The 24,925-nt window shown below is 43.6% G+C and carries 25 protein-coding genes, 1 tRNA gene and 1 riboswitch; of the genes, 23 read left to right on the plus strand and 3 right to left on the minus strand.

Going from position 1 to position 24,925, the window contains the following annotated elements; translation table 11 throughout:
- Positions 1-66: 66 nt before the first annotated feature.
- Genes ACXAGV_RS13290 through ACXAGV_RS13305 form a run of 4 tightly spaced genes read left to right on the plus strand, consistent with a single transcriptional unit; the run spans position 67 to position 4,324 of the window.
- Positions 67-1,197: a 2OG-Fe(II) oxygenase gene (locus ACXAGV_RS13290; protein WP_474873677.1), complete on the plus strand. Its 1,131-nt coding sequence runs from the start codon at positions 67-69 to the stop codon at positions 1,195-1,197.
- Positions 1,198-1,202: 5 nt separating this feature from the next.
- On the plus strand, positions 1,203-1,475 hold the full coding sequence (locus tag ACXAGV_RS13295; RefSeq protein ID WP_474835042.1) for a hypothetical protein: 273 nt from the start codon (positions 1,203-1,205) through the stop codon (positions 1,473-1,475).
- A 51-nt stretch (positions 1,476-1,526) separates the two neighbouring features.
- On the plus strand, positions 1,527-2,519 hold the full coding sequence (locus tag ACXAGV_RS13300) for an aspartyl/asparaginyl beta-hydroxylase domain-containing protein (RefSeq protein WP_474873678.1): 993 nt from the start codon (positions 1,527-1,529) through the stop codon (positions 2,517-2,519).
- Positions 2,519-4,324 (plus strand): tetratricopeptide repeat protein, encoded by a 1,806-nt coding sequence (locus ACXAGV_RS13305; protein ID WP_474873679.1) that lies wholly within the window; start codon positions 2,519-2,521, stop codon positions 4,322-4,324. The genes ACXAGV_RS13300 and ACXAGV_RS13305 overlap by 1 nt, the downstream gene beginning before the upstream one ends.
- 9 nt (positions 4,325-4,333) lie before the next feature.
- Here ACXAGV_RS13305 and ACXAGV_RS13310 read toward each other — a convergent pair whose 3' ends face one another.
- Positions 4,334-4,888 carry a 2OG-Fe(II) oxygenase gene (locus ACXAGV_RS13310; RefSeq protein WP_474873680.1) on the minus strand — a complete coding sequence of 185 codons (555 nt, stop codon included), beginning with the start codon at positions 4,886-4,888 and terminating at the stop codon, positions 4,334-4,336.
- 553 nt (positions 4,889-5,441) lie between these two features.
- Here ACXAGV_RS13310 and ACXAGV_RS13315 point away from each other — a divergent pair.
- From ACXAGV_RS13315 to ACXAGV_RS13340, 6 genes are read left to right on the plus strand one after another with little or no spacing between them, the layout of a single operon-like run.
- Positions 5,442-6,203: a DUF3450 domain-containing protein gene (locus tag ACXAGV_RS13315; RefSeq protein WP_118489934.1), complete on the plus strand. Its 762-nt coding sequence runs from the start codon at positions 5,442-5,444 to the stop codon at positions 6,201-6,203.
- Between the two features lie 6 nt (positions 6,204-6,209).
- On the plus strand, positions 6,210-7,568 hold the full coding sequence (locus ACXAGV_RS13320; protein ID WP_474831370.1) for a MotA/TolQ/ExbB proton channel family protein: 1,359 nt from the start codon (positions 6,210-6,212) through the stop codon (positions 7,566-7,568).
- Position 7,569: 1 nt separating this feature from the next.
- Positions 7,570-8,094: a MotA/TolQ/ExbB proton channel family protein gene (locus ACXAGV_RS13325; protein ID WP_012517736.1), complete on the plus strand. Its 525-nt coding sequence runs from the start codon at positions 7,570-7,572 to the stop codon at positions 8,092-8,094.
- An 11-nt stretch (positions 8,095-8,105) separates the two neighbouring features.
- Entirely contained in the window at positions 8,106-8,504 is a 399-nt protein-coding gene (locus ACXAGV_RS13330; protein ID WP_012517737.1) for an ExbD/TolR family protein, read from the plus strand.
- A gap of 1 nt (position 8,505) precedes the next feature.
- Positions 8,506-9,117 (plus strand): energy transducer TonB, encoded by a 612-nt coding sequence (locus ACXAGV_RS13335; protein WP_012517738.1) that lies wholly within the window; start codon positions 8,506-8,508, stop codon positions 9,115-9,117.
- Positions 9,118-9,119: 2 nt separating this feature from the next.
- Complete coding sequence (locus ACXAGV_RS13340; protein WP_474873681.1) at positions 9,120-10,385, plus strand: tetratricopeptide repeat protein; 1,266 nt, start codon at positions 9,120-9,122, stop codon at positions 10,383-10,385.
- A 151-nt stretch (positions 10,386-10,536) separates the two neighbouring features.
- Here the strand turns inward: ACXAGV_RS13340 and ACXAGV_RS13345 are convergent, their stop codons facing one another.
- Positions 10,537-12,879 (minus strand): tRNA(Met) cytidine acetyltransferase TmcA domain-containing protein, encoded by a 2,343-nt coding sequence (locus ACXAGV_RS13345; protein ID WP_474873682.1) that lies wholly within the window; start codon positions 12,877-12,879, stop codon positions 10,537-10,539.
- 59 nt (positions 12,880-12,938) lie between these two features.
- On the opposite strand from ACXAGV_RS13345, the gene ACXAGV_RS13350 reads away from it, so the two are divergent.
- From ACXAGV_RS13350 to ACXAGV_RS13395, 10 genes are all read left to right on the plus strand, one after another.
- A complete protein-coding gene (locus tag ACXAGV_RS13350) occupies positions 12,939-13,364 on the plus strand; it encodes an acyl-CoA thioesterase (RefSeq protein WP_474873683.1) in 426 nt (141 codons plus the stop codon).
- A 130-nt stretch (positions 13,365-13,494) separates the two neighbouring features.
- A riboswitch (TPP riboswitch) is annotated at positions 13,495-13,598 on the plus strand.
- 55 nt (positions 13,599-13,653) lie between these two features.
- Positions 13,654-15,744, plus strand: a complete 2,091-nt coding sequence (locus ACXAGV_RS13355) for a TonB-dependent receptor (RefSeq protein ID WP_474873684.1) — start codon at positions 13,654-13,656, stop codon at positions 15,742-15,744.
- 17 nt (positions 15,745-15,761) lie between these two features.
- Positions 15,762-16,019, plus strand: coding sequence for a hypothetical protein (locus tag ACXAGV_RS13360; RefSeq protein ID WP_474873685.1), 258 nt, complete (start codon positions 15,762-15,764; stop codon positions 16,017-16,019).
- A gap of 5 nt (positions 16,020-16,024) precedes the next feature.
- On the plus strand, positions 16,025-16,669 hold the full coding sequence (pnuC, locus tag ACXAGV_RS13365; RefSeq protein WP_474873686.1) for a nicotinamide riboside transporter PnuC: 645 nt from the start codon (positions 16,025-16,027) through the stop codon (positions 16,667-16,669).
- Entirely contained in the window at positions 16,626-17,477 is an 852-nt protein-coding gene (locus tag ACXAGV_RS13370) for a phosphotransferase (protein ID WP_474873687.1), read from the plus strand. Before pnuC ends, ACXAGV_RS13370 begins: the two co-directional genes overlap by 44 nt.
- 211 nt (positions 17,478-17,688) lie before the next feature.
- A tRNA-Trp gene (locus ACXAGV_RS13375) sits at positions 17,689-17,765 on the plus strand.
- 307 nt (positions 17,766-18,072) lie between these two features.
- Complete coding sequence (locus tag ACXAGV_RS13380; protein WP_474873688.1) at positions 18,073-18,744, plus strand: alanine acetyltransferase; 672 nt, start codon at positions 18,073-18,075, stop codon at positions 18,742-18,744.
- An 8-nt stretch (positions 18,745-18,752) separates the two neighbouring features.
- On the plus strand, positions 18,753-19,253 hold the full coding sequence (gene rimI / locus ACXAGV_RS13385) for a ribosomal protein S18-alanine N-acetyltransferase (protein WP_474809190.1): 501 nt from the start codon (positions 18,753-18,755) through the stop codon (positions 19,251-19,253).
- Positions 19,254-19,381: 128 nt separating this feature from the next.
- Positions 19,382-19,678, plus strand: a complete 297-nt coding sequence (locus ACXAGV_RS13390; RefSeq protein WP_014948713.1) for a hypothetical protein — start codon at positions 19,382-19,384, stop codon at positions 19,676-19,678.
- Positions 19,679-19,906: 228 nt separating this feature from the next.
- Positions 19,907-20,836, plus strand: coding sequence for a DMT family transporter (locus ACXAGV_RS13395; protein ID WP_474873689.1), 930 nt, complete (start codon positions 19,907-19,909; stop codon positions 20,834-20,836).
- 7 nt (positions 20,837-20,843) lie between these two features.
- On the opposite strand, the gene ACXAGV_RS13400 is transcribed toward ACXAGV_RS13395, so the two are convergent.
- Positions 20,844-21,740: a LysR family transcriptional regulator gene (locus ACXAGV_RS13400; RefSeq protein ID WP_474873690.1), complete on the minus strand. Its 897-nt coding sequence runs from the start codon at positions 21,738-21,740 to the stop codon at positions 20,844-20,846.
- Between the two features lie 192 nt (positions 21,741-21,932).
- Between ACXAGV_RS13400 and ACXAGV_RS13405 the strand changes: the two genes are divergently transcribed.
- The 3 genes from ACXAGV_RS13405 to dkgB are packed head-to-tail and all read left to right on the plus strand — an operon-like array spanning position 21,933 to position 24,909.
- Positions 21,933-23,132 carry an MFS transporter gene (locus tag ACXAGV_RS13405; RefSeq protein WP_474873691.1) on the plus strand — a complete coding sequence of 400 codons (1,200 nt, stop codon included), beginning with the start codon at positions 21,933-21,935 and terminating at the stop codon, positions 23,130-23,132.
- A gap of 10 nt (positions 23,133-23,142) precedes the next feature.
- Positions 23,143-24,051 (plus strand): TIGR03571 family LLM class oxidoreductase, encoded by a 909-nt coding sequence (locus tag ACXAGV_RS13410; protein ID WP_390606415.1) that lies wholly within the window; start codon positions 23,143-23,145, stop codon positions 24,049-24,051.
- Between the two features lie 21 nt (positions 24,052-24,072).
- Positions 24,073-24,909 (plus strand): 2,5-didehydrogluconate reductase DkgB, encoded by an 837-nt coding sequence (gene dkgB / locus ACXAGV_RS13415; RefSeq protein WP_474873692.1) that lies wholly within the window; start codon positions 24,073-24,075, stop codon positions 24,907-24,909.
- Positions 24,910-24,925 lie beyond the last annotated feature (16 nt).

A 24,925-nucleotide genomic window follows, 5' to 3' on the forward strand; every position in this document is an offset into this window, starting at 1 on the left:
TTGAAGTTGTAGATAGAATTTAAAAAAGCCTCTTCGGAGGCTTTTTTGTTATGTGGACGACAGTAAATGAATATAGAGCAGTGTATCAAAAATGCTAACGAGGCCCACTCGTCAGGCGAAACCGTTGAGGCTATGCGATGGCTCAAGCAAGCAGGTAACTTGGGAGATCTTAATGCAGCTTTAGACTATGCCTATTTCAAGTCAGGGGAGAACCCAGCAGAATCGGTGGAGTTCTTAAATGGTGTAGCTTGTGCAGACAATCCCGTCGTTCAGTTCCACAAATTGCAGATTGGCTATTTTGGTGAAGTGACAACGAGTATCAGTGAAGTCGCTAAGACGCTACTTACACTTGGTAACAAAGGTGTCATTGAGGCTTACTTAGTTGCCCTATCTTATCTATCGGTAAAAAACGCTACATTTTCTTACGTTGCGGACAAAGTGTGTCACCTAGCACCGAATATAAGTAAACAGCTTAATTTGGTTTCGTCGATACAAGATATTATTGACGAGGGTGTTGAACGAGAAGCCATTAAAGAAATATCCGAATCACTACATAGAGAACATAAACCTTCAAAAGTGCTAGATAACTCCCTGCCTATTGAAGTTTACGAAGGCATACTATCTGAATACGAATGTCACTATCTGATTACGAAGTTTAGCGGACTGCTGCAACCTTCAATGATTGTAGATCCTTTAACGGGAGAGGGTAGGATTGATAGTGTTAGAACAAGTTATGTAGCGATAATAGCACCTAACCATTGCGACTGGATTACCCGCAAGCTAGACAAATTAATATCACAGGTAACGAACACACCAAGATGTAATGGTGAGGCATTGAATATGTTGAGGTATGAGCCGGGCCAGCAGTACAAACCTCACTATGACGGATTAAACGAAAAAAACGATGCGCTAATGTTTAAAGATGGCAAACAGCGCATTAAAACCGCGCTTGTGTACTTAAATACGGTCAACGAGGGAGGGAAAACTCTTTTTCCAAAGCTTGGTATTAGCATAGCGCCAACAAGCGGAAATATGGTTGTTTTTTCTAACACAGATGAACACGGTAAGTTATTGTTAAATAGCTACCATGCCGGTACGCCAACTGTTTCAGAAAATAAATGGTTAGTTACAAAATGGATTAGAGAATGTACAACCATTTATGGTAGTGTAGTTTACGGTACTTATACTAAGGGATAACACGGATGAAAAAAGTAACAAAAATAATTCTTGCATCAAGCCTTGCTCTAACACTAGGTGCATGTGGTTCAACCAGTAATCAAAGCTCTCAATATGCGAAAGCTGATACCAATGCAGAAGACGACGGTATGGTCTGCAAAATGGAGAAAAAGATAGGTTCAAACCGCATGCAACGCGTTTGTTACTCAGTAGAAGAACGAGAGCAAATGCGTGAAGCCGGTCGCGATGGCTGGCTGCGTATGCAGCGTGGAACAGAAACTGGCGGCGGTGACCTGTAAATACATCGAATGTTAGTTTAATATGGGAAGCAAAACGCTTCCCATATTTGTATGACTAAAAAAAACAATAATAACAGCTTTGAAGAAACACTCGCGCGCATCACTGCCGCAATAAATGTGGGCGACTATAACGATGCCCTTTTTCTTTACAGTGAAGTTTATTCGCTTTGGCCTGAGTATTTGTCGCCAGCATCGAACGTATTACTTTCTAAATCTCAAGCCACACATATTCATAACGCGGCTAATTTAGCCCGGCGTGACTTATTTGGAAAAACACAGCCGATTGGCTCGAGTGAGAGAATTAAGCGCGCGATTTCGATGTTTTGTGGCGCCGAACAAAAGAAATTCGATAAGGCCTTCCAATCTCCCAGCTTTCTATTTGTTCCAAGCCTCCCTTCCGCTCCCTTTTCGGATGTAAATGAGGTGGAAGGACTTGAAGCATTTATAGATTCGCTGAGTGCATACAAAGATGTATTTATTTCTCGTTTATCACACGCTAACGAAAAGTATATTCATGATATCGGCGAGGTGCCAGATACCGAGGAATGGGCACAGTTAGCGCAAAAATGGAATTCGCTACATCTTATAAAAGGCGGTAAGTTTACCGAAAATGGAGATAGCCTTCCTGAAGAAATAAAGGCGCTACTCAAATCGCCAATTCTGGCGCACTGTCCGGTACACGCGCCAGAAGTAGTGATATCTGTGCTACAGCCACGTACAAAAATTCCACCTCATTTCGGCATATCTAATATTAAGTGGACGTTGCATATACCACTGATAGTTAACGATAGTTCGTATTTACACGTTGCTGATAAAAGAGTGCATTGGAGTGAGGGTAAAAAAGCTATTTTGTTTGACGATAGCTACCAGCATAGTGCAGAAAATCAAAACGAAACGTCCAGAGCAGTATTAATTCTAGATATATGGAATCCGCATTTAACTCTTAAAGAGCGAGAGGAAGTTGCCCACTTTATATCTGAGTATGGCGAATGGTCAGCGCATTATGGGGCACTTGCTTCATTGGATAGAAGGTTATACGAATAATGCAGTCCCACCCAAATATAGTTATTCCAAATCTTATTAATGCTTTCAACAGAGGTGATTTCCTTTTTGTCATTAATATGGTGAAAAAAAATGGGGTGTTAACTCGTGTTGACCCCGTTGTCTCACAATTACATGGCAGTGCGTTAAGAAAAATAGGTCGGCTTGATGAAGCGGTTAAAGTCTTTGAAAAAGGATTAAAGCTGTTTCCTAAATCTACTGACCTAATGAATAGCTATGGAAATGTGTTTCTAGACAAAATGCAAAGCGATAAAGCTGTCTTATGGTTTTCAAAAGCGTTAAAAATCAAGCCTAACGCGTTTGATTACAAGTATAATTTAGCGAGAGCTTTGTATGCTGCTAAGCGCTATAGCGAAGCTGAAAGTCATTGTCATCAGCTGTTGGCAAAGCAGCCAAATAAAAACACAGTGTTACTGTTAATGGCATCAGTACTTGTGGAGAGTCAACGTGACGGCGAGGCTGAGCGTTATTTAAAGCAATTATTATCCAGCGAGCCACAAAATATAAAAGCGCTAAACAATTTAGGAAATATAAAACGCAAAAATAGCCAGCTTGATGAAGCAATATCGCTCTACCAAAAAGCACTGTCGACGGGAAATCCAACTTCAGAACTTTTTCAGAATCTAGCGGCAGTCTTTGCGCTTAACGGAGCATTAAATGAGGCCTTTGCTACCTATAAAGAGGGGATTAAGGTCTTTCCGGAAAGCGTAAGTTTGCACAAAGAATATGCTCATTTAGCCTGGGTTCAAAACCTTGAAGCACCTTTTGCTCTTTTAGAAAAAAACTTATCGATTAACAACCCTGATTTAATTTTGGCATATACAGAATTGATGATCAGGGCAGAAGAATTCAATCAAGCTAAATTATGGCTAGAAAAGCTTTTTGAAGCCAAGCTACCGGCTTATCAAATCGCTATAACGGCGAATTTGTCAAACGCGTTAAGAGAGCTTGGGGAATTCGAAAAAGCGCTTGCAACCGTTAGTGCTAAAGCGTCTAAACCCACTTTAGAGACGCTCCCTTTACTCGTTGAGAAAAGTTATTCATTACTGAGTCTTAAAAGGTACAAAGAAGCGATAAAGACACTTGAGTTAGTGTGCCGAATCGCTCCGCTTAATCAGGGGTATTGGACATTACTATCTACAGCGTACAAAGCCAATGGCGATGAAGCTAAATATAGTCACTTGTGCGATTATGAAAGGTTTTTAAGCGTAGCATCGTTGCTTGAAAATGAAGGTATGAACAGAAAATTTATTAACCTTCTTAGAAAGCATCTAAATACACTTCATAATGACGAACGGCACCCTATAGGGCAATCCCTTCGCAATGGCTCCCAGACATTTGAAAACCTTTTCGATTCAACGCACCCAGTTATTAAAGAGCTAAAAACCGCTATTGAAGAAAGGGTGAAATCATTTTTATCAACGCTCAGCAATGAGAAGAAACATCCATTCTTATCTCGACTAAGCCAAGATATCGATTTTATAGGCAGTTGGTCAGTTAGGTTACGACAGAAAGGGTTTCATAAATCTCACTATCATTCTGAGGGATGGTTAAGTGGCGTGCTTTACGTAGATGTGCCCGCCGAAGTTAAAACAAACGGGAACGGCTGGTTGGTTTTCGGACGGCCAGATATTACCGGCGTCGATATACAAGAAGATTTTGCAATTAAGCCACAAGAGGGAAGTATTACTTTATTCCCCTCATATATGTGGCACGGCACAAATCCAATTTTATCTGATGAGCAGCGATTGACGGTGGCTTTCGATATTGTGCCACATCTTGGTTGATATAGCCTTTTAGGCTGGTTCTAATTTAAAAGCAAGTGTATATCGAGGCATGTAGCAAATACGGTTTGGTGGTCTACCTACATGTTTGATTGCTCCATGAAATACCACAGTCCTTCCAGGCTTAGGTGTGCAGGCGAAAACGCAATCATCTTTACTGTTGTAAAAAAGTGTTTCGCCACCCCACTCTATATCCCATTCAGGGCACAGGTAAACCAATACCGTAAGTTCATCTGATTCAGGCAAACAGTCAGTATGTGTAAAAAGCATATCCCCATAGGACGCATAATTAACATAGCCTCGATATGCTTTGTAGTGCTTACCGGTGGTATTGAATATTTCCTTAATAGCAAGTTGATAAACTGCTAATCCTCGCACTTGTGTATCATTAAGCTCTACTGCCCAATGCTTGTATTGCGCAGTATCGGGACGCGCGATTTCAGTATGTTTGAATGCGCTAATTTCTAAACCTTTAAATATACCAGTTGCTTCTTCAAGAGAGCATAAATTGTCGAATACCCAAACAGGTTTGTCATCAATAGTGTAGCTATATGCAGGTGCGATCATAGTTTAATCATTCTTGTTATGTATAGGTGCGGTATAAATAACAAATTGTGTATAGCAAGCCAATGTTAAATTACACGATTATTTTTTTACACTTTAGATTTGATTAAGGCCAACGTCATCTTCAAAAAAGTTAATTGTTGAGATAACAAGCTAAGCAATATTGTAATAGTCTTGATGCTTTTGAGCTATTGCAGTGAATTTTACTGCACGCGTTTGCATTTCACCTTCAGTTTTATGCATTTAAACGTTTAATTTAGGATAAATGTTAAACGATTAAGATGTGTCCAGGTTAATGCAGAATGATTTTGAATGCACATTCAACCCAACTGGGCGGAAAATGAGCAGTTAAACCTAAATCTGTTAGGTGTAAATAGTGTGTTACTTGACTAAACGTAACAATCCGTGTGAGTATACTACGTTCGTAGTACTGAACATTGACGTCAGTGCTACATTCCTGAAACAAAATTGTGAAAGTTTTATACGCCCCTTGCCCGAATATTTTCCTTATCGGCGAGGATTCAAATAAGAAATTTGGTTGGGAACTATGTCCAAAATGAGCAAGAGAACTCTTATTGCTTCTACTGTTATGGGTGCATTCGCACTAACAGGTAGTGCAGTCTCTGCAGATACGCTTGAAGATCTTCATAAAGAAGAAGCGAAAATCCACGCGGCTGCAGCGAAATCTCAAGAAAAAATCAACACGTTGTTTGAACAGTCTCAAGAACTACTTGTTGAGTATCGTCAAACAGTAGATGAGACAGAAAACCTTAAAATCTACAACGATTACATCGCTAGCCTAGTTGCAGACCAGCAGCGTGGAATCGACTCTCTACAGCGTCAAATCGACAGCATCGAACAAACTAAGCAGGGCATTGTTCCTCTTATGTTCCGCATGATTGACAGCCTAGAGCAGTTCATCAAGCTAGACCGTCCAATTCGTTTGGAAGAGCGTCTACAGCGCGTTGAGCGTCTTCGTGACCTGATGGCTAACTCTAACGTTACTGTTTCTGAGCAGTTCCGTCAGGTACTAGAAGCTTACCTAGTAGAAGTTGAGTACGGTACTAAGATCAATTCTTACCAAGGTACTATCGATGATGCGGGTACTGAAGTAACTGTTGACTTCTTTAACCTAGGTCGTACAGCTTTACTAGCTCTTTCTCTTGACCAAACGCACGCATGGGTTTGGAACAATGAAAGCCGCACTTGGGAGAAGCTAGGTGATGAGTACCTTTCTTCAACTATTGACGCAGTAAAAATGGCTAACGGCACCATTCCTGCGGCTCTTGTTAAACTACCAATTAGCGCAGCGGAGTAATTGTTAATGAAACCAGTATTCAAATCTCTTTTAGCCGCTGCGACAGTTGCAGTTGCGGCAACCGGAGCGCAAGCTCAGGAAGCAAAGAGCCTGAAAGATCTTTTAGACCAGGTTCAACAGAACCGTGTTTCTGAAGCTCGTCTAGACAAAAAGCGTGAAGCTGAGTTCCAATCAGCACGTGCTGACAAGCAAGCGCTTCTACGCAAAGCTCAAGCGAACCTTAAAGCTGAGCAAGACCGTGGCGATCGTCTACAGAAGCAATTCTCAGATAACGAAGTAACACTTAACGAAAAAGCCGCTGAGCTTGACCAAGCTACTGGTACGCTTGGTGAGATGTTCGGTGTGGTACGTCAAGCATCTTCTGAAGCTTACGGTCGTATCTCTACATCAATCGTTAGTGCACAGTTCCCTGGCCGTAGCCAGTTTCTAGCGGAAATGTCAGAAGACTCTAAAGGTCTTCCTAACATTAAAGAACTAGAAGACCTATGGTTTGCACTTCAAAAAGAAATGACTGAAGGTGGTGAAGTTGTTAAGTTTACTACTGAAGTAGTTAACCTAGACGGCGGTTCTTCACAGCAAGAAGTTGTTCGTATTGGTACTTTCAACCTTGTTGGTGAAGAAGGTTACCTAGCATACGATGCTGAGTCTGAAGTTGTTCAGCCTCTAGGTCGTCAACCAGACGGTCACTTCGTAGCGTCTGCTGAAGATCTAATCGACGCGACTTCAGGTTTCACACCTTTCTACGCTGACCCTTCTCAAGGCGGTATCCTTGGTCTATTGAAGCAAAAAGCGACAATGTCTGAGCGTTATCACGCGGGTGGTCCAGTAGGTTACACAATTACGCTAATGCTAGCTGTTGGTCTACTAATTGGTCTTTATAAGATGATCACGCTTACCATTACTGGTGGTAAAATGCGTTCACAGCTTAAAAATGTGAACAGCCCATCTGAAGGTAACCCTCTAGGTCGTATTCTTAAAGTTTACCAAGAGAACAAAACGGCTGATGCAGAAAACCTTGAACTTAAACTTGATGAAGCGATTCTTCGCGAGCTTCCTAAAATTGAAAGCGGCATCAACGTAATCAAGATTTTCGCAGCGATTGCTCCTCTACTAGGTCTACTAGGTACAGTACTAGGTATGATCGAGACGTTCCAAACTATCACACTATTCGGTACTGGTGACCCACGTATGATGGCAGGAAGTATCTCAATGGCTCTTGTAACTACTGCTCAAGGTATTATCGCGGCTCTGCCTCTAATCCTTACTCACAGCATCGTAGCTTCTCGTAGCAAGTCAATCATCCACATTCTTGATGAGCAAACTGCGGGTATCGTAGCTGCTCACTCAGAGTCGGAGAAAGCGTAATATGAATTACCTGATTGGATTATTCGAATCGGTCAGGGACTTTATCGCTACCGGCGGTGACGTACTTTACTTCGTTGCTGCCGCGCTCTTTCTCATGTGGGTTTTAATGATTGAGCGTTACTGGTATTTAACCTCGGTCTTCCCAAAGGTGAAGAAAAACATCATCGCGAATTGGGATGCCCGAGCAGATACCACATCATGGTATGCGCATAGAATCCGTGACGCGTGGATTTCTCAAGCGTCAGACGATCTAAACGCTAGAATGCTGATTATCAGAACCATTATTGCAATGTGTCCACTAATCGGTCTACTTGGAACAGTAACCGGTATGATCAGTGTTTTCGAGACAATGGCAACACAGGGCACCAGCAACGCACGTCTAATGGCGGCTGGTATCTCTATGGCGACTATCCCGACAATGGCGGGAATGGTAGCCGCGCTATCTGGACTGTTCATCAGTTCACGTCTTGAAGCGAAAGTGAAGCTGGCAAGAGAAGGGCTAGTTGATAGCCTGCCACATCATTAGAGAGAGAGATTATGGCTCGAAAAGTCAGAACCGAGGAAGAAGATGCACAGATCGACATGACGCCCATGTTGGACATCGTGTTTATCATGCTGATCTTCTTTATCGTTACCACTGTTTTCGTTAAAGAAGCAGGGATCGAAGTCAACAAGCCAGATGCGAGCCAGGCGATTCTTCACAAAAATGCAAACATTTTCATCGCCGTAACGGAAGACGGAAATGTATGGCTAGATAAGCGTGAAGTAGCGCCGGACAGCGTAAGAGCGAATATTGAGAGACTGCTAACCGAGCAGCCAACTGACTACGTAATCATCCAAGCTGATGTAAAAGCAAAGCATGGTTTAGTAGTTGAAATTATGGATCAGGTTAAAGCCGCTGGCGTTAACCGAGTCTCGGTAGCGGCAAGGGGATAAGATGTTACGTATACTTGTATCTATTGTATTAGGTGCTGCGGTTGCATTTGCCCTTTTCGTTCTAATGGCCAAGTTGATTGAAAATTCATCTAGACCAGCAGACGAAGTACCGCCTGCACCGGTTATCGATATTGTAATGCAGGAACCAGACGACCAGACGCAAACGCGTACTCGTGTTCCACCACCACCGCCGCCACCGCCTCCACAGCCTCCTAAAATGGAGCAAGTAGAGCCGGAAACAGCGGAACCTGATGCAGATGGCTTTAGCTTAGCTATTCCAGCTATCGACACAGGTGGTGTTGGTGTAAACATCGGTGGTGTTGGTGCAATGCAACGTGACGGTGAAGCTACACCTATCGTTCGTATCGACCCGAAATATCCACCTGATGCAGCCCGCGATGGCCGTGAAGGTTGGGTAAGACTGTCTTTCACTATCAACGAAGTTGGTGGTGTTGAAGATATCGAAGTTATTGAAGCTGAACCTAAGCGCGTATTCGACCGTGAAGCACGTCGTGCTCTACGTAAGTGGAAATACAAGCCTAAGATCGTTGATGGCAAGCCGGTTAAACAACCTGGCATGTTCGTACAGCTAGACTTTAAACTGGAGCAATGATCATGATGAAACGTACATTCAAAATGTCAGCCGTTGCTTTAGTGCTAGGCGCAGGTGCGGTGCTTTCAGCACCCGCTGCTCTAGCGCAGTCAGCACCTGTTGTTTGCCCTGGCTATGAGAAGGGTAAAACAACGCTAGTAGGTGAGCGTACCGGTAAGAAAGTTCAAAAAGCTTATGAGTTTTATGGTGCAGACCAAGTCAATGAAGCACTGAATGTTCTTTATGAAATCGACCCTTCAGACGATTTTGATAAAGCTTATGTTAAGCGTTTTATTGGTAACTTACTTGCTGCGCAAGAAGGTCAAGGTGTTAAAGCGTTAGGGTATTTGGTTGAATCAGTTGAACCAAAAGTACTTAACGACCTTGAACATTCTCAAACACTTAAATTGTTAGGTGATTTGAGCATGCAGGAAGAGAAGTACACTGATGCCATCAAATGGTACAACGAGTGGATGGACTTCACGTGTAAGGAAGACGCTGACGTTTATACGCGTTTGGCACAGGCTTATTTCGAATCTAAGCAACTAGCTAAGATGGTAGAGCCAGCAGATAAAGCAATTGCTTTGTATGAAGAGCCAAATAAAAACCCGTATGTACTTAAGCTAACGTCTTACTACGAGCGTAAGATGTACCCTGAGACTGTTGCTGTGGCGGAAGATCTTGTTAGAACTTTCCCTCAGGAAAAGACTTGGTGGTCGCGTCTAGGCTTTTTCTACATCTTAGTTGAAGACTATAAGAAAGGTCTTTCAACGCTAGAGCTTGCTTACATGCAAGGTTATCTAGAAAAAGAGTCAGAAATCAAAACGCTTGCTCAGCTTTATCAAAGCAACGGTATGCCTTACAAGGCGGCTAAGTTGCTTGAAAAGCACTCAAAAGAAGGTTTGCTTAAAAACGATGCGGATATGTTAGCTAACATTGCTAATGCATATCATCAGGCCAAGAACTTCAAAACAGCGGCAAACTTGTATGCACAAGCTGCAGCTAAGAGTTCAGACCCTGAGCATTATCGTAAGCAAGGTACACTTTTACTTGTAGCTGAAGACTATAAGGGTGCTATCAAAGCTCTTGAAAATGCTCTAGAGCGTGGTGCCGAAGACCCGGCGAAGATTCACTTCACATTAATGGAAGCGAATTTCTATGCGGGTAACTTCAAGTCTGCGTACAAGCATGTACAGGAAGCTAAGAAAGATCGCTCACTACGCCGTAACGCGGCTGCGTGGGAACCTTACATCAAGGAAAAAGCTAAAAACCGTGGTATTAACATTTAATATTCGGTTTTAGCTCAAAAGCCTCCTTCGGGAGGCTTTTTTTGTCTTTAGCTAAGGTTTGTTTACTCCAAAGGTGAAGCAATAAAAATATAAATTCGTTTTTCAACGAACAATAGAAGTATTCAAATCTTTTTGAATAGCGTTATTTAAATTAATTTATTGAATCGAAAGCGGGTTGGACAGTCGTTCTAATTAAGGATGTGACCTCTTTCAATCCATTTACTTTTATATCGTGATCTTTTAATAACGCCTTAATACACCCTATTTCTCTATCAGAACTTGTAAAAAGCGCTTTCAAGTAATCCTGTGAGTCTATAATGTTTACTAACTGGTTGAGTACAGTAAGCGATTCTTCCTGCTCTAAAGCCAAGTCACTGTATTTCTGTCCTCCGCTTTTTTGACGCGACTTATGGTCATTCTTGTTGCTCATCGGTTCTATTTCGCAAGCTAACTTTTTTAAGATGGGCCACACATCGTCTAGTGGGCGTGTTCCTAGAGTAAAGTGAATAAGCTTGTTTACATAGGTTGAAAGAACAGAGTGGGGAAGTTCATCTAGCTTTGCGGCACTGTTGAGGCTAGTTTTCAACGCGATAAGCCTCGTAACCATAGCTTTTGCACTAGAGGTTTTCGGTAAGATAGCTAAAGCACTGGTTTCTCCACTGGCTTTGTTTGGTTTTCTCCCATAATCAACAATTTGAAAACCCTGGTTAGACCAAAACTTGTCGAGTTTAGCTGTTGTCCCGTACGACGTGCACAAAGCATCAATGGCTTTATCATGAGTTATTTCAATCAATTTTTGAACAAGGTAGCTACCAATCCCTCTGGCTTGGAGCCTCGGCTGTACTGCTATACGGTTAATTCTCCAGTAATTAAACGTTGCGGCTTTAGGGTCTGCCGACAGTAATGTTAACCGCTGTGCACCTAGGTGACCCTGTGGACGGCGACGCCCCGATGCAATCTCACAAGATAAAGCGCCCAAGCTGTTGCCTCCCTCAATATTGATTATTGCCGCAGCAAGCACCAACCTTTCTGTTTTAAGTGTGGCAACAAGCACGTCTGGGCTGTCTAATAAACGCATGAAGTCGTCAGGCGTTGTTTGGTAATGTGCAAGCGCAAGAAGTGACATCACTTGTTGAAGCATGTGTTCAGCCATATTTTCAAATGAACAAATATTGAAACTACAGACCTTCATCAACAACTCACTGTCTTCTTGTTCTAAAAGTGCGATGTTATTTTTAGCTCGGTTTTCAGAGGCGAAGAGGCACGGGGTATCTTTCTTGGAATATTCTTCAAACAAACAGGTGTGATTTAAGAACCTCTCAACAGGATCGTTATCAAACCAACGCAGCGGCGTTGACAAACTTAGGTGCTCAACAGTGTTAGGTAAGTTAGGAATGAGTTTGTGAATGAAACCATTTCCTGAGCCTTCGTAACCTTGAAGCGTAGTACTTAATACCCACTGTGGGTTATGGGCCAACATACGTGCTAAAACAGGCAATGGTAAGGACGCTGCCTCATCAACCACAACAAGATCGAAAGGGGCATTCTTACTGCAACCATTGTTATTGCAATAAGAAGAGGAAGAAGGACTGCTGCTATAAAGAAGCTCACTGTCTGGGGGGACCCATTTAACCGAACCTAGAGGTGTTATTTTGTGATTAATTGGCGTTGGTTCTTTGTCATCAGAGAAGCCATAAGATGACAAAAGCGGGGGGGATATCGAAGCCTTGTGATTATTGACACGCGACATTAGGTTAGCAACGTTACTCACTTGCTCGCTAGTAAGCAACACGTTTTTTCCTTCGCTGATCAAGCGATCGATGAATATACCTAATAGAGAGGATTTGCCCCGTCCCCTTGGAGCAGTGACGAGAGCATTTAATTGGTTTACTGAGAATGCTTGATACAAACTTTCATAGGCATCTTGTTGTTCTTGCGTTTTAAACCGCGCACTTTTAAAAGCGTGTTGCTTAGGTGTTTGCCCTACGCGATACCTTTCTACATCAGGCAGAATTGTTTCAGTTTCTGTATGAAAGGCTACATACTCGTTATTCCGAAGGCGTTCAATAAAGCGGGCGAGGTAACGGCTGCGAGCAAGCGTAAAACCTTCTGAAATAAACGGCACAGAAACATTTTCGACCCACTCTCTGAAATCTGGGCACACAAGTACTAAACAGCCTTGGCGTTTAACAGTACCTGCTACAGCCATCATATCTCCTGGCTTGAAAGTATCGCGGCAGTCCAAGATAGCCGTGTCGTATTCGCAACCTAGTACCTGTTTGCGCTTTTTTCCTTTCAGCGTGTTGCCAGTAAAACTTGCAATGCTCATAGATGAAATGTCATCCGCGAGCGAGTGTATGCAGCAAAGTGCGGCATTACAGAAAGCATTTCCGCCAGAGACAATAAGTATTTTTCGGTGAAGCGGCGGAGTGACGTTTGAGCCATCTTCACAATAAGGGGCTAATAGCCATTCGCGTAATTGAGTTAGCGCCATGAATCAGTTTTTTCGGTATAATCTAATGCTATAGTAGCGATTTATTATGAGGAATTCGAATGCGCTTTCTTTCTAGGCGTCTAGTTATGCCAAACGACCTTAATTACGCCAATTCTTTGTTCGGTGGCCGCGCGTTAGAATGGATAGACGAAGAAGCTGCAATTTGGGCTATTTGTCAGTTAGAAACTAATTGCTTGGTAACTAAGCATATTGGTGAAATTAGTTTTGAATCACCGGCTATGCAGGGAGATATCGTAGAATTTGGCCTAAAAACTAAGGCTGTGGGTCGCACGTCTATTACCGTAAGCTGCTTAGTTCGTAACAAAGCCACCAAGAAAACTATTTGTTTTGCAGACGATATCGTTTTTGTAAAGGTTGACCCAGATACCCGTCAACCAACGGCACACGGCAAAACCTTGGAAGGGTTAAAGGCTCAAACTGACGATGAAGTACGTCGCCTAAATATGAATATTGACGCTGAATAGCCCTCAGCTTTCAACGCCTTATATCATATAAAATTTATGACCTTAGCTTAATGTGTTATCTGCTTGACGGCGTGTATCGAACTGGTAGACTCCGTCGCAGTTGTTGAGTTTGCTAGTTTTAGCTACGCAACACTATACCAAGGGGTGTCCGTTTTCGGTCTGAGATCCACATTCGTGGGAACCCTTAAACCTGATCCGGATAATACCGGCGTAGGGATGGTTCACAATATAGCCTTATCACCTGCCGTTAGACCCGGATCTTTTTTCTTAAATAAGAATAAGAGATCCCATGTATAAAACACTTTTCACTCTTTCACTACTTGCGTGTTCTGTTGCATCTTATGCACAAGAAAGCAAAGAAAACAGCATTTCAAATAGCACGCCAACTGATATTGAACGCGTCGTTGTAACAGGTGATTTTCGTCAAACCACACTCGACCAGCTAAGTGCTAGTGCGACTATTTTAGACCAAGCACGTCTTAGCAGTAGGCAGCCTAGCCATATAGACAGCGTGTTAAACAGTATTCCAAATGTGAACTTCGCTGCAGGCGCATCTCGTGGCCGCTTCATACAAATACGTGGTATTGGTGAGCGTAGCCAGTTTGCCGAGCCTATTAATCCTTCTGTGAGCTTTATTGTCGATGAATTCGATTTTTCTGGTCTTGCCGCAGCAGGTCTTATTTTTGATACCAAACAACTAGAAGTTTATCGCGGGCCTCAAGCTACGCTCTATGGTACGGGTGCCCTGGCTGGAGCGGTAAAGCTTACCAGTAACAATGTAGGAAGCGACGCGCCAGATTACGTTGAGGCCCGCATTGGCAATAAAGATAGTTACCGTATTGAAGGTGCCACTGGCGACGATATTAATTCTGATTGGGGATATCGCGTTGCACTGGTGCATGACCGTAGCGATGGTTTTGTAGAAAATACGTTTTTAGGTAGAAGCGACACTAATAATATCGATGAAACTGCATTGCGCTTCGCTGTAGAGGGCAGTGTAGACGAAAGAACCACGCTTGCACTTACTTATCGCTGGTATGACATTGATAACGGTTACGATGCATTCTCGTTAGACAATGACAACAAAACCCTGTCTGACGAGCCAGGCTTTGACGAGCATCAAACCCACGCTGTAAGCGCGCGCTCTACAACCAATACAGCAGCGGGCGACTTTATTCTAATTGCCACCCATGCTTCTCACAATATTGCTTATGGCTACGATGAAGATTGGACTTTTACTGGCTTTCACCCATGGGGTTACACATCGTTTGATGCGTACTACCGCGATGTTGAAACTCAAACCGGTGAGTTGCGTTTTGTGTCGTCTGACAGTGCTGCACTTTTTGATGGTATGACCGACTGGACAATAGGCGTATTTTATAAAAACACGGAAGAAAAGCTCCTACGTCAATACACGTATCTTGATAGTGACTTTGCCAGTGAGTATACCCCAACAACTACCGCTATCTATGCTCAGACTGAAAGCCGTTTGAATGACAATTTAAAGTTAGTAGCCGGTTTAAGAGTCGAAAACTATGACTTTGATTATGCCGATAATAATCAGCTTACACGGGCCTTTGATACCACTATGGTCGGCGGGAAATTAGCGCTTCAGTATACACAAGGCGAGCACTTCTATTACGGCAGCATCTCGCGTGGCTATAAAGGTGCAGGCTTTAACCCAGATAGCCGCGTGAATGACAATCAGCGATTCTTCGATGAGGAATACAACTGGAACTACGAAGTAGGCGTAAAGGGCCCCTTATTTACACCAGACCTAATTGCCCGCGCTGCAATTTTCTACATGGATAGAAAAGATACCCAGGTAAGTGATTTTGACGTTATCACCCGTGATGACGGCACGGCAGGGTTCGTAGATATTATCGATAATGCTGATTTAGGAACAAACAAAGGGGCCGAGCTGGAGCTTAGTTGGTTTGCTACTGATAATTGGCAGCTAGATACAAGCGTTGGTTACCTAAGCGCTACTTTTGAAGGGTATACACTAGCAGACGGCACTGAAGTGTCTGAGCAAAGACAGGCTCAATCACCTAAGTGGACCGCAAACCTGTATAGTGAGTACGCACTTACAGATAGCATGCTTTGGCGTGTAGATGTAGATTACAAAAGCGAATACCGTTTCTCTGATGGCCATGATGTAACCGCGCCAAGTACAACACTGGTTAATTCGGAGGTTGTGGTGTTACACGGTGATTGGCAGACCTCACTGTGGGTTCAAAATGCATTTGACCGCGAGTATTACACGCGAGGGTTTGGTGGTTTCAGCAATGACCCTCGCGATGAATACGCCTTTGAAGAGCCATATTACCAAATAGGTAACGGTCGTCAGTTTGGCGTTACGGTAAAGTACGCGTTTTAAAATAAAAGGAAACAGACATGCAAGTTATGGTTGAACTGTCGTTGTACCCATTGGTTAACGAATATATTCCACCTATTCAAGATTTCATTGATAGGTTAAATAGCTACAGTGATATCATGGTTTCGACAAGTTCAACCAGCACGCAGGTTACAGGTGACTATGGTGTGGTTATGAAAGTACTTGGTGAAGAAATGCAAAGAACCCATGAAGAAGTAGGGCAGGCTATTTTCGTTGCTAAGTTTTTAAATTTTGATGCCATGCAATCTAGAAAATAATCATAATGGCTAACTTCTTTTCTGAGTTCACTTCTCAAATTACCGCTACTTCACTGTTAGAGTGGGTAGCGGTTGTCCTCGCTATTGCTTATGTGCTGTTAGCCGCAAAACAGAACAGCTGGTGTTGGCTGTGCGCCTTTGTGAGTACCGCAATTTATACCTGGCTATTTTGGCAGGTGACGTTGCCATTTCAGTCTGCGCTTAATTTCTTTTACATGATAATGGCGGGATACGGTTATTATCAGTGGTCGAAAGGGTCGGAAGACGGCGATGTTAAGCCAGTGCTTCATTGGCCGCTGTGGGCTCATTTGCTCATTGTTCCGAGTATGTTATTGCTCGCTTGGGTTCTTTCTGAGGTGGCAGGCTCACAGTTCAATAGTGAGTACCTACTATTAGATGCGAGCATTAATTTATTGAGTGTAGTCACAACATTTATGGTGGCGCATAAAATTCTGCAAAACTGGGTTTACTGGTTTTTCATCAATTTAGCGTCCGCCTATTTATACCTGCAAGTGGGTTATGCATTATCTGCTTGCCTGTTCTTAGGCTACGTTGGTTTTGCGGTATTTGGGTATTACCAGTGGCTAGTACAATATAAAAAACAAGGTGAACAGGTTGGATATCATCGCCACGCTGCAAAAGGCGCTTAATCTTAGCGACAGTGCGAAAATTTCGTCACACCCTGCTGGAGCGGTAAATCACGTTTACCGCGTTCAAGAGCTCGCGGATAGTCAGTTACCCTTGATCGCAAATAACCTCCAAAGTAGTGGGCAACCAAAGTCGGATTGTAACTCTGTCGACTTAGCGGTGAAATGGATGGGCGATGATGACTTTAGTGGGGTTAATCGTGCGCACCAATTTGCTTTGCAGCAACAGCTTTATAGGTTGGGAGTAGCGCCGCAACCTATATGGTTAAGCGATGATGAAACCATCTGGGTTGAGCAGTGGCTAGAGCACAGCGACAGTGCGACGCTTTCAATGCTTGAGCTGGCCAACACCCTCGCTCGTATTCATTCTTTGCCCATTACCGCTAGGTCATTAGATTTAGCATCAAGATGGCAGCATTATATTGATGTTGCACAGCTCGATATGAGCAGTGAACTTTATTTAAAAGCCCAATCATTGCAAAAACAAGTAATAAAAAGTGAACAAGACGATGACGACTATGTGTTATGTCATAATGACTTGTTAACTAATCACTTATTACTGAGCGCAGATAACTCACTCAAAATTATTGATTGGGAATATGCTGCCATGGGAAACCGCTACTTCGATTTAGCAAGTTGCTGCCTTATCAATAAACTTGAAATCAATGAAAGTAGAGAGCTCGTTAAGCATTACACCAAGCTAATGAATATCGATGAGCAAGAGGCGATAGCGAAATTTGATCTGCACACCGAGATTGTCGCTATTACTAATGATCTGTGGTTTGCTGCGCTTAACGCCAATAAAGTTTAATTGTCATAAACTGCTCCGTATTTAAAAGTGACGCTGTATAGAAGTCAGTTTAAAAGCGGGCAATAAGACAAAACACAGGTGATAGATAAAGCCTATTTGGTGTTATTCGATTGAAAAAACAGCGCATTGCGTGTTAATTGAGCATGCAGTGTATGGTAGTGATAAAAAGGCTTTACCTTTTTAATGTCATCCGTATAATGCACAGCGCGCTAGGGGTGTAGTTCGAATTGGTAGAACAGCGGTCTCCAAAACCGATGGTTGGGGGTTCGAGTCCCTCCACCCCTGCCACTTTCTCTTCTTGTGAACGTTTGCGTTCAAATCCTAAATCGTTTCTTTGTTAAATTCTTCTTAAAGCCTATTGGTTTCTTTTGCTAGAGCTTAATTTGCTGCAGCTGTTTTATTTCCTCTTATACCAAGCGCTAGGCATTATAAATTTGCGAATAATGCTTAAGAATCAACCCTTATGAATTAACGCTTGAGCATTAAACAGCAGGTGCAATCCGAGCAAAAGAACGCGATAGTTATTCAACCAAGCCTGCAACTTTAGTAAACTAAACAAATACTATGAACTATCCACGTTAGGTGTTTTTGCGCAATGTCTCTTACTTCATATCAGCAGGCGGTTTTACAAGAAATGGGGATCCCGGTTTGGATCACCAAAGAAGCCTACACTGAGCTAAAGCTGGAAGACCAAGCGAAAAAAAACAATACTAATGCAGTACAACGCAACGTCGGCACTGGTAGTAGTTCATCGACACAATTACCCTTCAGCCAAAACGCTCAAACCAATAAGCCACCTTCAACGCCAATCTCTCAAGAAGAAAAGCAGTCACGCCTTGCCCAATTAAGGGCAAATGTAGGCAGTAATGCAAAAGACAAACCTAAGCCTAAAGATGCTGTCGCAGCCAAAACGCCCACTCGTCATGTGCCATTAAATGGGGCAACTGAGAAAAATGTCGCGAATAAATCAGAAGTTGCGCAAGCTGAAGCAAAAGGGGCAGTATCGCCTGAAGGTATTCCGTTAAGTGCCGAACAGAAAGCAAAATCACAGCAATGGCTAAAAGACTTACAGCTAGCCTGTGTTCAGTTGGGTATACCGTCACAGTGGGCTAGCACCATAATGATTGGCCGTACGCTATCGGTAACCGAAACGGCCATTATATTGCCAGCCACACCGCTAAAACTCACAACTGTGCAAAAAAGGGAGCTGTGGGCGCAGCTTATCAGCGCAGCACGCGCATTAATCCACTCTGCTAATGGCCAGTAGTCGCGTCGATGAAGTTAACAATCGTACCGCCACAAGGCTTTAACGAGCACATTGAACTTGCGCATGCTATCCATCAAGAGGCACAAGTGTCGCCTTGGAAACTAAGTACCTTCGCAGACTGTTTCACCAAACCCTATTACGGGGTGTTTGCCTTTGATAATGACAAGATTGTTGGCTATGCCATTATGCTTGAAGTCGTTGATGAAGCTACGCTGATGGATATTGCGGTAGACAGTGGCGCTAGAGGCAAGGGTATAGGTCGCGCTTTAGTTGATTTTGTCATTGAGACATCGGTGAATAATGCAATGCGTGAAATGTGGCTAGAAGTGCGTGAAAGTAATGATACTGCTATTGCGCTGTATGAGAGCTCCGGGTTTGAGCATATAGAAACCCGCAAAAACTATTACACCGTAAAAAGTGATAATGACGGGCATGACAAGAGTAATGGAAACAGCGCACAAAAAGAAAACGCTAAAATCATGAAGTGGACAAATCCCACCTTAGCCTAGTGTTTGTAATCCTAGGCATATACGTTTCGCGTATATCAAAGCATTATCTGAACTCAGCATACGCTTCCAGACCATAGCCGTGCGTGTTTAAATTAGAACACGTCCCAATTAACCAAGGTAGAAATAGCATGGCTAAAGTGCTCAACAAGGCTTTAATCTCATCAAAACGATTTGCTATAAATGTGGTTACCTATAAAGAGGGTCATAGCGTGTTAGAGCATAATGACCCTATGGGCAGCGGGCGTTACTTTAAATTTAATGTAGTACTAAAAAAGCCGAAGCGCGGCGGTCAATTTTGGGCAGAGAAAGTCATCTTTAATCTCTTTAACCGCATTTACTTTTTTCGGCCAGATAAGTACATGCACAGCGTAAGCAAAATAGAAAGAGGGGAGCGGAAGCTGCTGTCTGTTGCATTGTACCTGTAAGTCAAAGTGTTTATCAGTGATTAACCACCCGTATAGCAAAGTTTCCACAAGGTTTTAAAAAGTTGACCATTTGGTCGATAAATTGGCGTATTTACACGGTCAGGAAGGTTTTAATCCCTTGCTAATTCACTTATATTTGCGCCCTTAAAATTCTCCGCCTACATTCAGCTTACCGGGCGGTAGAAACTTCTCTTAACGCAGTTCGTGTAATTGGATTTTTTAAAACGCATGTCTTCATCATCGGTGGCGGAAAAAGAGCAATCAAAAGGTATTAAAATGCTTTTGGTTGCGGTGTTGTGCTTAGGACTTAATTGGCCTGGTATGAAGTTAGGTCTCGAGATTGTGGGGCCTGTATGGATGGTGTGCTTACGTTTTTTGTTAAGTCTTCCCGTACTTGCGTTGTTTGTATTAATCACCAAAAAACGTTTACCGGTGCTCAATCGTAAAGATCGCTCGGTGGTGTTTGTCGTTGCCTTTTTCCAGTTTATCCTATCAATGGGGCTTATTACTGTCTCACTGCAGTTTATTCCTGCCGGCACGGCCAGTATTCTTATTTACACCACACCGCTTTGGATGCTGCTTATCGACACCCTATGGTATCGGCAACGCCCGCCTTCTAAGCGATTAATTCTAACCGGTATATCTACCATTGGCTGTGCAATGATTTTATTTGCTTCGGGACAACCGGGCGCATGGCTACCGCTCTTTGGTATGTTGCTGGCATCTGCATTGTGGGCGGTCGCTATTCGAAGAGTGTCTTTTCACAAGTGGAAGGGAAGCGTCATTGAAGCTGTCTTCTGGCAGTTTACCATCGCAGGTCTCGCCATGCTTGCTATTGCACTGATAGTTGAACGAACACCTAATTTTGGGGCTTACGATATAAGCGATTGGTTACTGCTGGCGTACATTGGTCCAGTGGCAACGGGTCTCGGTTTTGGACTCATGGTAGCGGCGGGGCCTAAATTACCCCCAGATAAAATCGTGCTTATTAGTACACTTACGCCGATAGTGGGCTATGTAAGCTCTGTGATATTGCTTAAAGAAACGCTACTGCCTATGGTTATGGCCGGTGCAATATTGATGATAGCCGCGCTAATAGTAAATGGCCTTCCTCAAAGCACACTTAAAAAGATATTAGGTAAAGGCCACGCGAAATAAAGGTAAGTTAAAGAGTTAGTCGAGGCTGTATAAAATCTAAAAACGCAGAGATACGAGACGATACTGCACTATTTTTATAGTATACCGCTTGTACCGGCTCTCTGCGGTTTGGACTGACGATATCGTCGCGAAATAGCTCTACCAGCGAGCCTGCACTGATATCTTTGTGTACCATAAAGTGAGAAAGTAACGCGATACCTTGACCTGCCAAGCACAGCTGGCGAATAGTTTCGCCGCTTGACGCACGAAGACTGTACTGCAAGTTAATATCTTGCTTGAGCGGCCATTTATTTAGACTTGGTGAGTCGCTAAAGCCAATCAGTTTGTGTTTGTTTAGCGTGCTAATTCCATCCTCACCTTCAGATATAGGATATTTTTCAAGATACTGTGGGCTCGCCACAATATGCAGCTTACTTTTTCCTAAACGTCTAGCGTGCAAGTTAGAGTCGCTTAAATCACCAATACGTATTGCGATATCGGTTTTATGTTCTAGCAGGTCGATAATGCTGTCGTGACTGGTGATATCGAGTGTTATGTCAGGAAATGCTTCTCGAAATTCACCCACTAACGGCGCTAGCTGGTGGAATACAAACGGGCTCGCAGCATCGACCCGAAGTTTTCCGGAAGGGGCGCGCTTTAATAGTCGTAATGCTTCTTCACCTTTTTCTAATATATTTAGCCCGTCTCTGGCATATTGCAGGAAAAGCTCACCTTCTTCTGTTAGTTCCAACCGTCTGGTAGTGCGATTCAATAGGGTTACATCTAAGCCATCTTCAAGACGGGTAACCGCTCTACTAACTTTTGCAACCTGCTGATTGAGTAGATTGGCAGCACTGGAAAAACTACCTGTATCCACAACGGTTAGGAACGCTTCTAAATCTTCAGTTTTTGATGAGACTGGCATCGCACACCTTATATTTTCAAATATCGCAAAAGTATTTTGTCATTAGTGCTGTTTTTTGCAAATAAATTTATCGTCAAACTGTACGCACTTTATTAATGGCTTTCAAAAAACGGTGTAGTTATTCGTTCTAGAAGCCAATGGTGGCGTTGTTAATCAAGCCACCTCGTTAATTACTTTTTGAGGATAATTGAAATGCCTATTGCATTATTTGCGTTAACGTTAAGTGCGTTTGCTATTGGCACAACAGAGTTCGTAATAGTGGGGCTTGTCCCCACCATTGCTACCGATCTTGGCGTTACGTTACCGAGCGCAGGCTTACTGGTAAGCTTGTACGCCGTTGGTGTTGCCGTTGGCGCACCGGTTCTTACCGCCCTTACGGGAAAGTGGAATAGAAAGCATGTTCTACTTAGCTTAATGGCGCTATTTGTGGCTGGTAATATTCTTGCTTGGCAAGCGCCTAGCTACGAGAGCTTAATTTTAGCTCGCATTTTGACAGGCTTAGCGCACGGTGTGTTCTTTTCCATAGGGTCAACTATTGCTACAGGGCTAGTGGCGAAAGAAAAAGAAGCCAGTGCTATTGCCATTATGTTTACGGGCTTAACCGTCGCCTTGGTTACTGGCGTACCTTTAGGCACCTGGATTGGTCAAAACTTCGGTTGGAGAGCAACTTTCCTTGTGGTTTCTGCACTTGGCACGCTTGCGCTAATAGGCAGTGCGTTGCTGGTACCGAACAATCTTAAACAAAGTAAACCGGCCACCTTGAGTGAACAAATGAAGGTGTTGGTTCAGCCTCGTCTGGTATTAGTGTATCTAATGACGATATTGGGCTATGGCGGCACATTTACGGCATTCACCTATCTCGCTCCTATATTGCAGGAAGAGGCGGGGTTTGCGCCCTCAGCCATCAGCTTAATTATGCTGGTTTACGGTGTATCTGTCGCGGTAGGCAATATTTATGGCGGCAAGCTTGCTGACAAAAAAGGCCCAATCCGCGCGTTAACTATCATCTTTTCAGCCCTTGCAGTCATCTTGTTTGCCCTGACGTTTACCATGGGCAGTAAAGTTGCCGCAGTGATCACCGTTTTAGTGTGGGGCGCCTTTGCTTTTGGCAATGTCCCAGGACTTCAGGTGTACGTTGTTCAATTAGCAGAGAAGTTTACCCCAAATGCTGTTGATGTAGCCTCAGGTTTAAACATTGCGGCATTTAACATTGGCATAGCAGTGGGTTCAATTCTGGGCGGTGCAATTGTCGACGGTATGCAGTTATCAGATACCGCATGGATTGGTGCACTTATTTCTGTCGCAGCCTTGGTCGTTACTCGCTACAGCGGCTATTTAGACAAGCGTGCACTCAGTACTGCAAATACGGCGAATAACACAACGAGCGCGTAGGGAGGTCACAATGACGACAAATACCTTTGATAAGCTTGCACAACATACGTTCTCTGTAGGTGTAGAGCTTCCGCTAGATAACGACTGGGCGCATTTCGACGCCACAAAAGGTACGCCATTCGGCGTACCTGATATGACCGAGCATCACAGTCGTATTCAGCTAGCCGACAAATTAGGGTTTAAAGCCGCGTGGGTACGAGATGTACCAGTTTACGATCCTAGCTTTGGTGACGCCGCTCAGGTTTTCGAAACCTTCACTTACCTGGGCTATTTAGCGGGTATCACAGACAATATTTTATTAGGCACAGCCGCTGTTGTTTTACCTCTTAGGCAGCCATGGCTTGTTAAAAAGGCGGCAGCAACAGTGCAGCAGCTAAGTAACGACCGCCTTATACTCGGTGTCGCTAGTGGAGATAGACCGGTTGAGTATCCGTTGTTCGATGTCGATTTTGACAGTCGCGGCGAGCAATTCAGGCAGTCACTTGAAATTGTAAAACACGGTGAGAATGCCCTTAAGCCTGGCATGTCGCTGTTACCGCGCTCAACCACGCCGCCTTTGTACGTTGCAGGGCTCGCTCAGCAAAGCCCTCAGTGGGTTGGAGAAAATATGGACGGTTGGTTGGCGTATCCAGGTACACCGAACGACCATGCAAAGCGCGTAGAACTATGGCGAAATGTTGCGGGCAACAAGCCGTACGTTAGCTTTATTCATCTTAATTTGGTTGAAGACGATGAAGCGCCCATAAAACGCCACCGATTCGGGGTTGAAACTGGTGTAAATGGGCTTATCAAAGAACTCAATGCAATGAAAGAAGCGGGGGTTGATCATATTGGCCTGCACTTCAGACGTAATACGCAACCAGTAGAAGACGCGATGCAGCGCATTGCTGACAACGTATTACCTCACTTTCATAAATAACGGAACCAACAAGGAGGCATCATGCCGAATTTAAATCAGTCACAATCTAAAATTCCTTCGCTAGGTGTAGGCACGTTTCGCTTAAAAGACGATGAAGCCTATAACAGCGTGACGATGGCACTTGAAGTGGGCTTCCGTCACATTGATACGGCGCAAATTTACGGCAATGAAGAAGCGGTAGGTCGCGCTATTAAAGACGCTATTGCAGAAAATCTTGTTGCACGTGAAGACCTTTACGTCACCACCAAAGTGTGGAATGACAAGCTGAATAAAGCAAGCTTTGTGGATAGCGTAAAAGAGAGTTTGGAAAAGCTTCAACTGTCGTACGTTGACCTGCTACTTATTCATTGGCCGTCACCGGAAAACGGCGAAAGCATGGAAGAGTACCTAGGTGAATTGCTGCGCGTTAAGGAACTGGGACTCACAAAAGAAATTGGTATTTCTAACTTTACCGTGGCACAAATTGAAGAAGCGGTGAGTATCTTGGGCGAGGGCGTTATTTCCACGAATCAGGTAGAGGTGCACCCTTACCTTACTAATGGAAAAGTGCGTGCAGCGTGTGAGAAACACGGTATCACAGTGACGGGATATATGCCGTTTGCTGTGGGTAAAGTGCTAAAAGACGAGACCATCATTGCAATTGCAGATAAGCACGGCGTGAGCACTGCTGAGGTAGTGGTAGCCTGGGAGCTGGCCCATGGTTTAGTCACTATTCCATCGTCGACTAAGCGCAAGAATCTGGAAACCAATTTCAAAGCGCTTGAACTTACCTTAGGCGCTGACGATATCGCAAAGATTGACGCGCTAGATTGTGGCGACCGTCAAGCTAACCCAGATTTTTCACCTGCGTGGGACTAATCGGAAAAATCACTGT

This window comes from Alteromonas sp. ABH4_453, assembly GCF_056160665.1.

Bases quoted from the DNA above. Each gene is read 5' to 3' on its own strand.
- ACXAGV_RS13290 (WP_474873677.1), top strand. From the start codon at position 67: ATGAATATAGAGCAGTGTATCAAAAATGCTAACGAGGCCCACTCGTCA.
- ACXAGV_RS13295 (WP_474835042.1), top strand. From the start codon at position 1,203: ATGAAAAAAGTAACAAAAATAATTCTTGCATCAAGCCTTGCTCTAACA.
- ACXAGV_RS13300 (WP_474873678.1), top strand. From the start codon at position 1,527: ATGACTAAAAAAAACAATAATAACAGCTTTGAAGAAACACTCGCGCGC.
- ACXAGV_RS13305 (WP_474873679.1), top strand. From the start codon at position 2,519: ATGCAGTCCCACCCAAATATAGTTATTCCAAATCTTATTAATGCTTTC.
- ACXAGV_RS13310 (WP_474873680.1), bottom strand. From the start codon at position 4,888: ATGATCGCACCTGCATATAGCTACACTATTGATGACAAACCTGTTTGG.
- ACXAGV_RS13315 (WP_118489934.1), top strand. From the start codon at position 5,442: ATGAGCAAGAGAACTCTTATTGCTTCTACTGTTATGGGTGCATTCGCA.
- ACXAGV_RS13320 (WP_474831370.1), top strand. From the start codon at position 6,210: ATGAAACCAGTATTCAAATCTCTTTTAGCCGCTGCGACAGTTGCAGTT.
- ACXAGV_RS13325 (WP_012517736.1), top strand. From the start codon at position 7,570: ATGAATTACCTGATTGGATTATTCGAATCGGTCAGGGACTTTATCGCT.
- ACXAGV_RS13330 (WP_012517737.1), top strand. From the start codon at position 8,106: ATGGCTCGAAAAGTCAGAACCGAGGAAGAAGATGCACAGATCGACATG.
- ACXAGV_RS13335 (WP_012517738.1), top strand. From the start codon at position 8,506: ATGTTACGTATACTTGTATCTATTGTATTAGGTGCTGCGGTTGCATTT.
- ACXAGV_RS13340 (WP_474873681.1), top strand. From the start codon at position 9,120: ATGATGAAACGTACATTCAAAATGTCAGCCGTTGCTTTAGTGCTAGGC.
- ACXAGV_RS13345 (WP_474873682.1), bottom strand. From the start codon at position 12,879: ATGGCGCTAACTCAATTACGCGAATGGCTATTAGCCCCTTATTGTGAA.
- ACXAGV_RS13350 (WP_474873683.1), top strand. From the start codon at position 12,939: ATGCGCTTTCTTTCTAGGCGTCTAGTTATGCCAAACGACCTTAATTAC.
- ACXAGV_RS13355 (WP_474873684.1), top strand. From the start codon at position 13,654: ATGTATAAAACACTTTTCACTCTTTCACTACTTGCGTGTTCTGTTGCA.
- ACXAGV_RS13360 (WP_474873685.1), top strand. From the start codon at position 15,762: ATGCAAGTTATGGTTGAACTGTCGTTGTACCCATTGGTTAACGAATAT.
- pnuC (WP_474873686.1), top strand. From the start codon at position 16,025: ATGGCTAACTTCTTTTCTGAGTTCACTTCTCAAATTACCGCTACTTCA.
- ACXAGV_RS13380 (WP_474873688.1), top strand. From the start codon at position 18,073: ATGTCTCTTACTTCATATCAGCAGGCGGTTTTACAAGAAATGGGGATC.
- rimI (WP_474809190.1), top strand. From the start codon at position 18,753: ATGAAGTTAACAATCGTACCGCCACAAGGCTTTAACGAGCACATTGAA.
- ACXAGV_RS13390 (WP_014948713.1), top strand. From the start codon at position 19,382: ATGGCTAAAGTGCTCAACAAGGCTTTAATCTCATCAAAACGATTTGCT.
- ACXAGV_RS13395 (WP_474873689.1), top strand. From the start codon at position 19,907: ATGTCTTCATCATCGGTGGCGGAAAAAGAGCAATCAAAAGGTATTAAA.
- ACXAGV_RS13400 (WP_474873690.1), bottom strand. From the start codon at position 21,740: ATGCCAGTCTCATCAAAAACTGAAGATTTAGAAGCGTTCCTAACCGTT.
- ACXAGV_RS13405 (WP_474873691.1), top strand. From the start codon at position 21,933: ATGCCTATTGCATTATTTGCGTTAACGTTAAGTGCGTTTGCTATTGGC.
- ACXAGV_RS13410 (WP_390606415.1), top strand. From the start codon at position 23,143: ATGACGACAAATACCTTTGATAAGCTTGCACAACATACGTTCTCTGTA.
- dkgB (WP_474873692.1), top strand. From the start codon at position 24,073: ATGCCGAATTTAAATCAGTCACAATCTAAAATTCCTTCGCTAGGTGTA.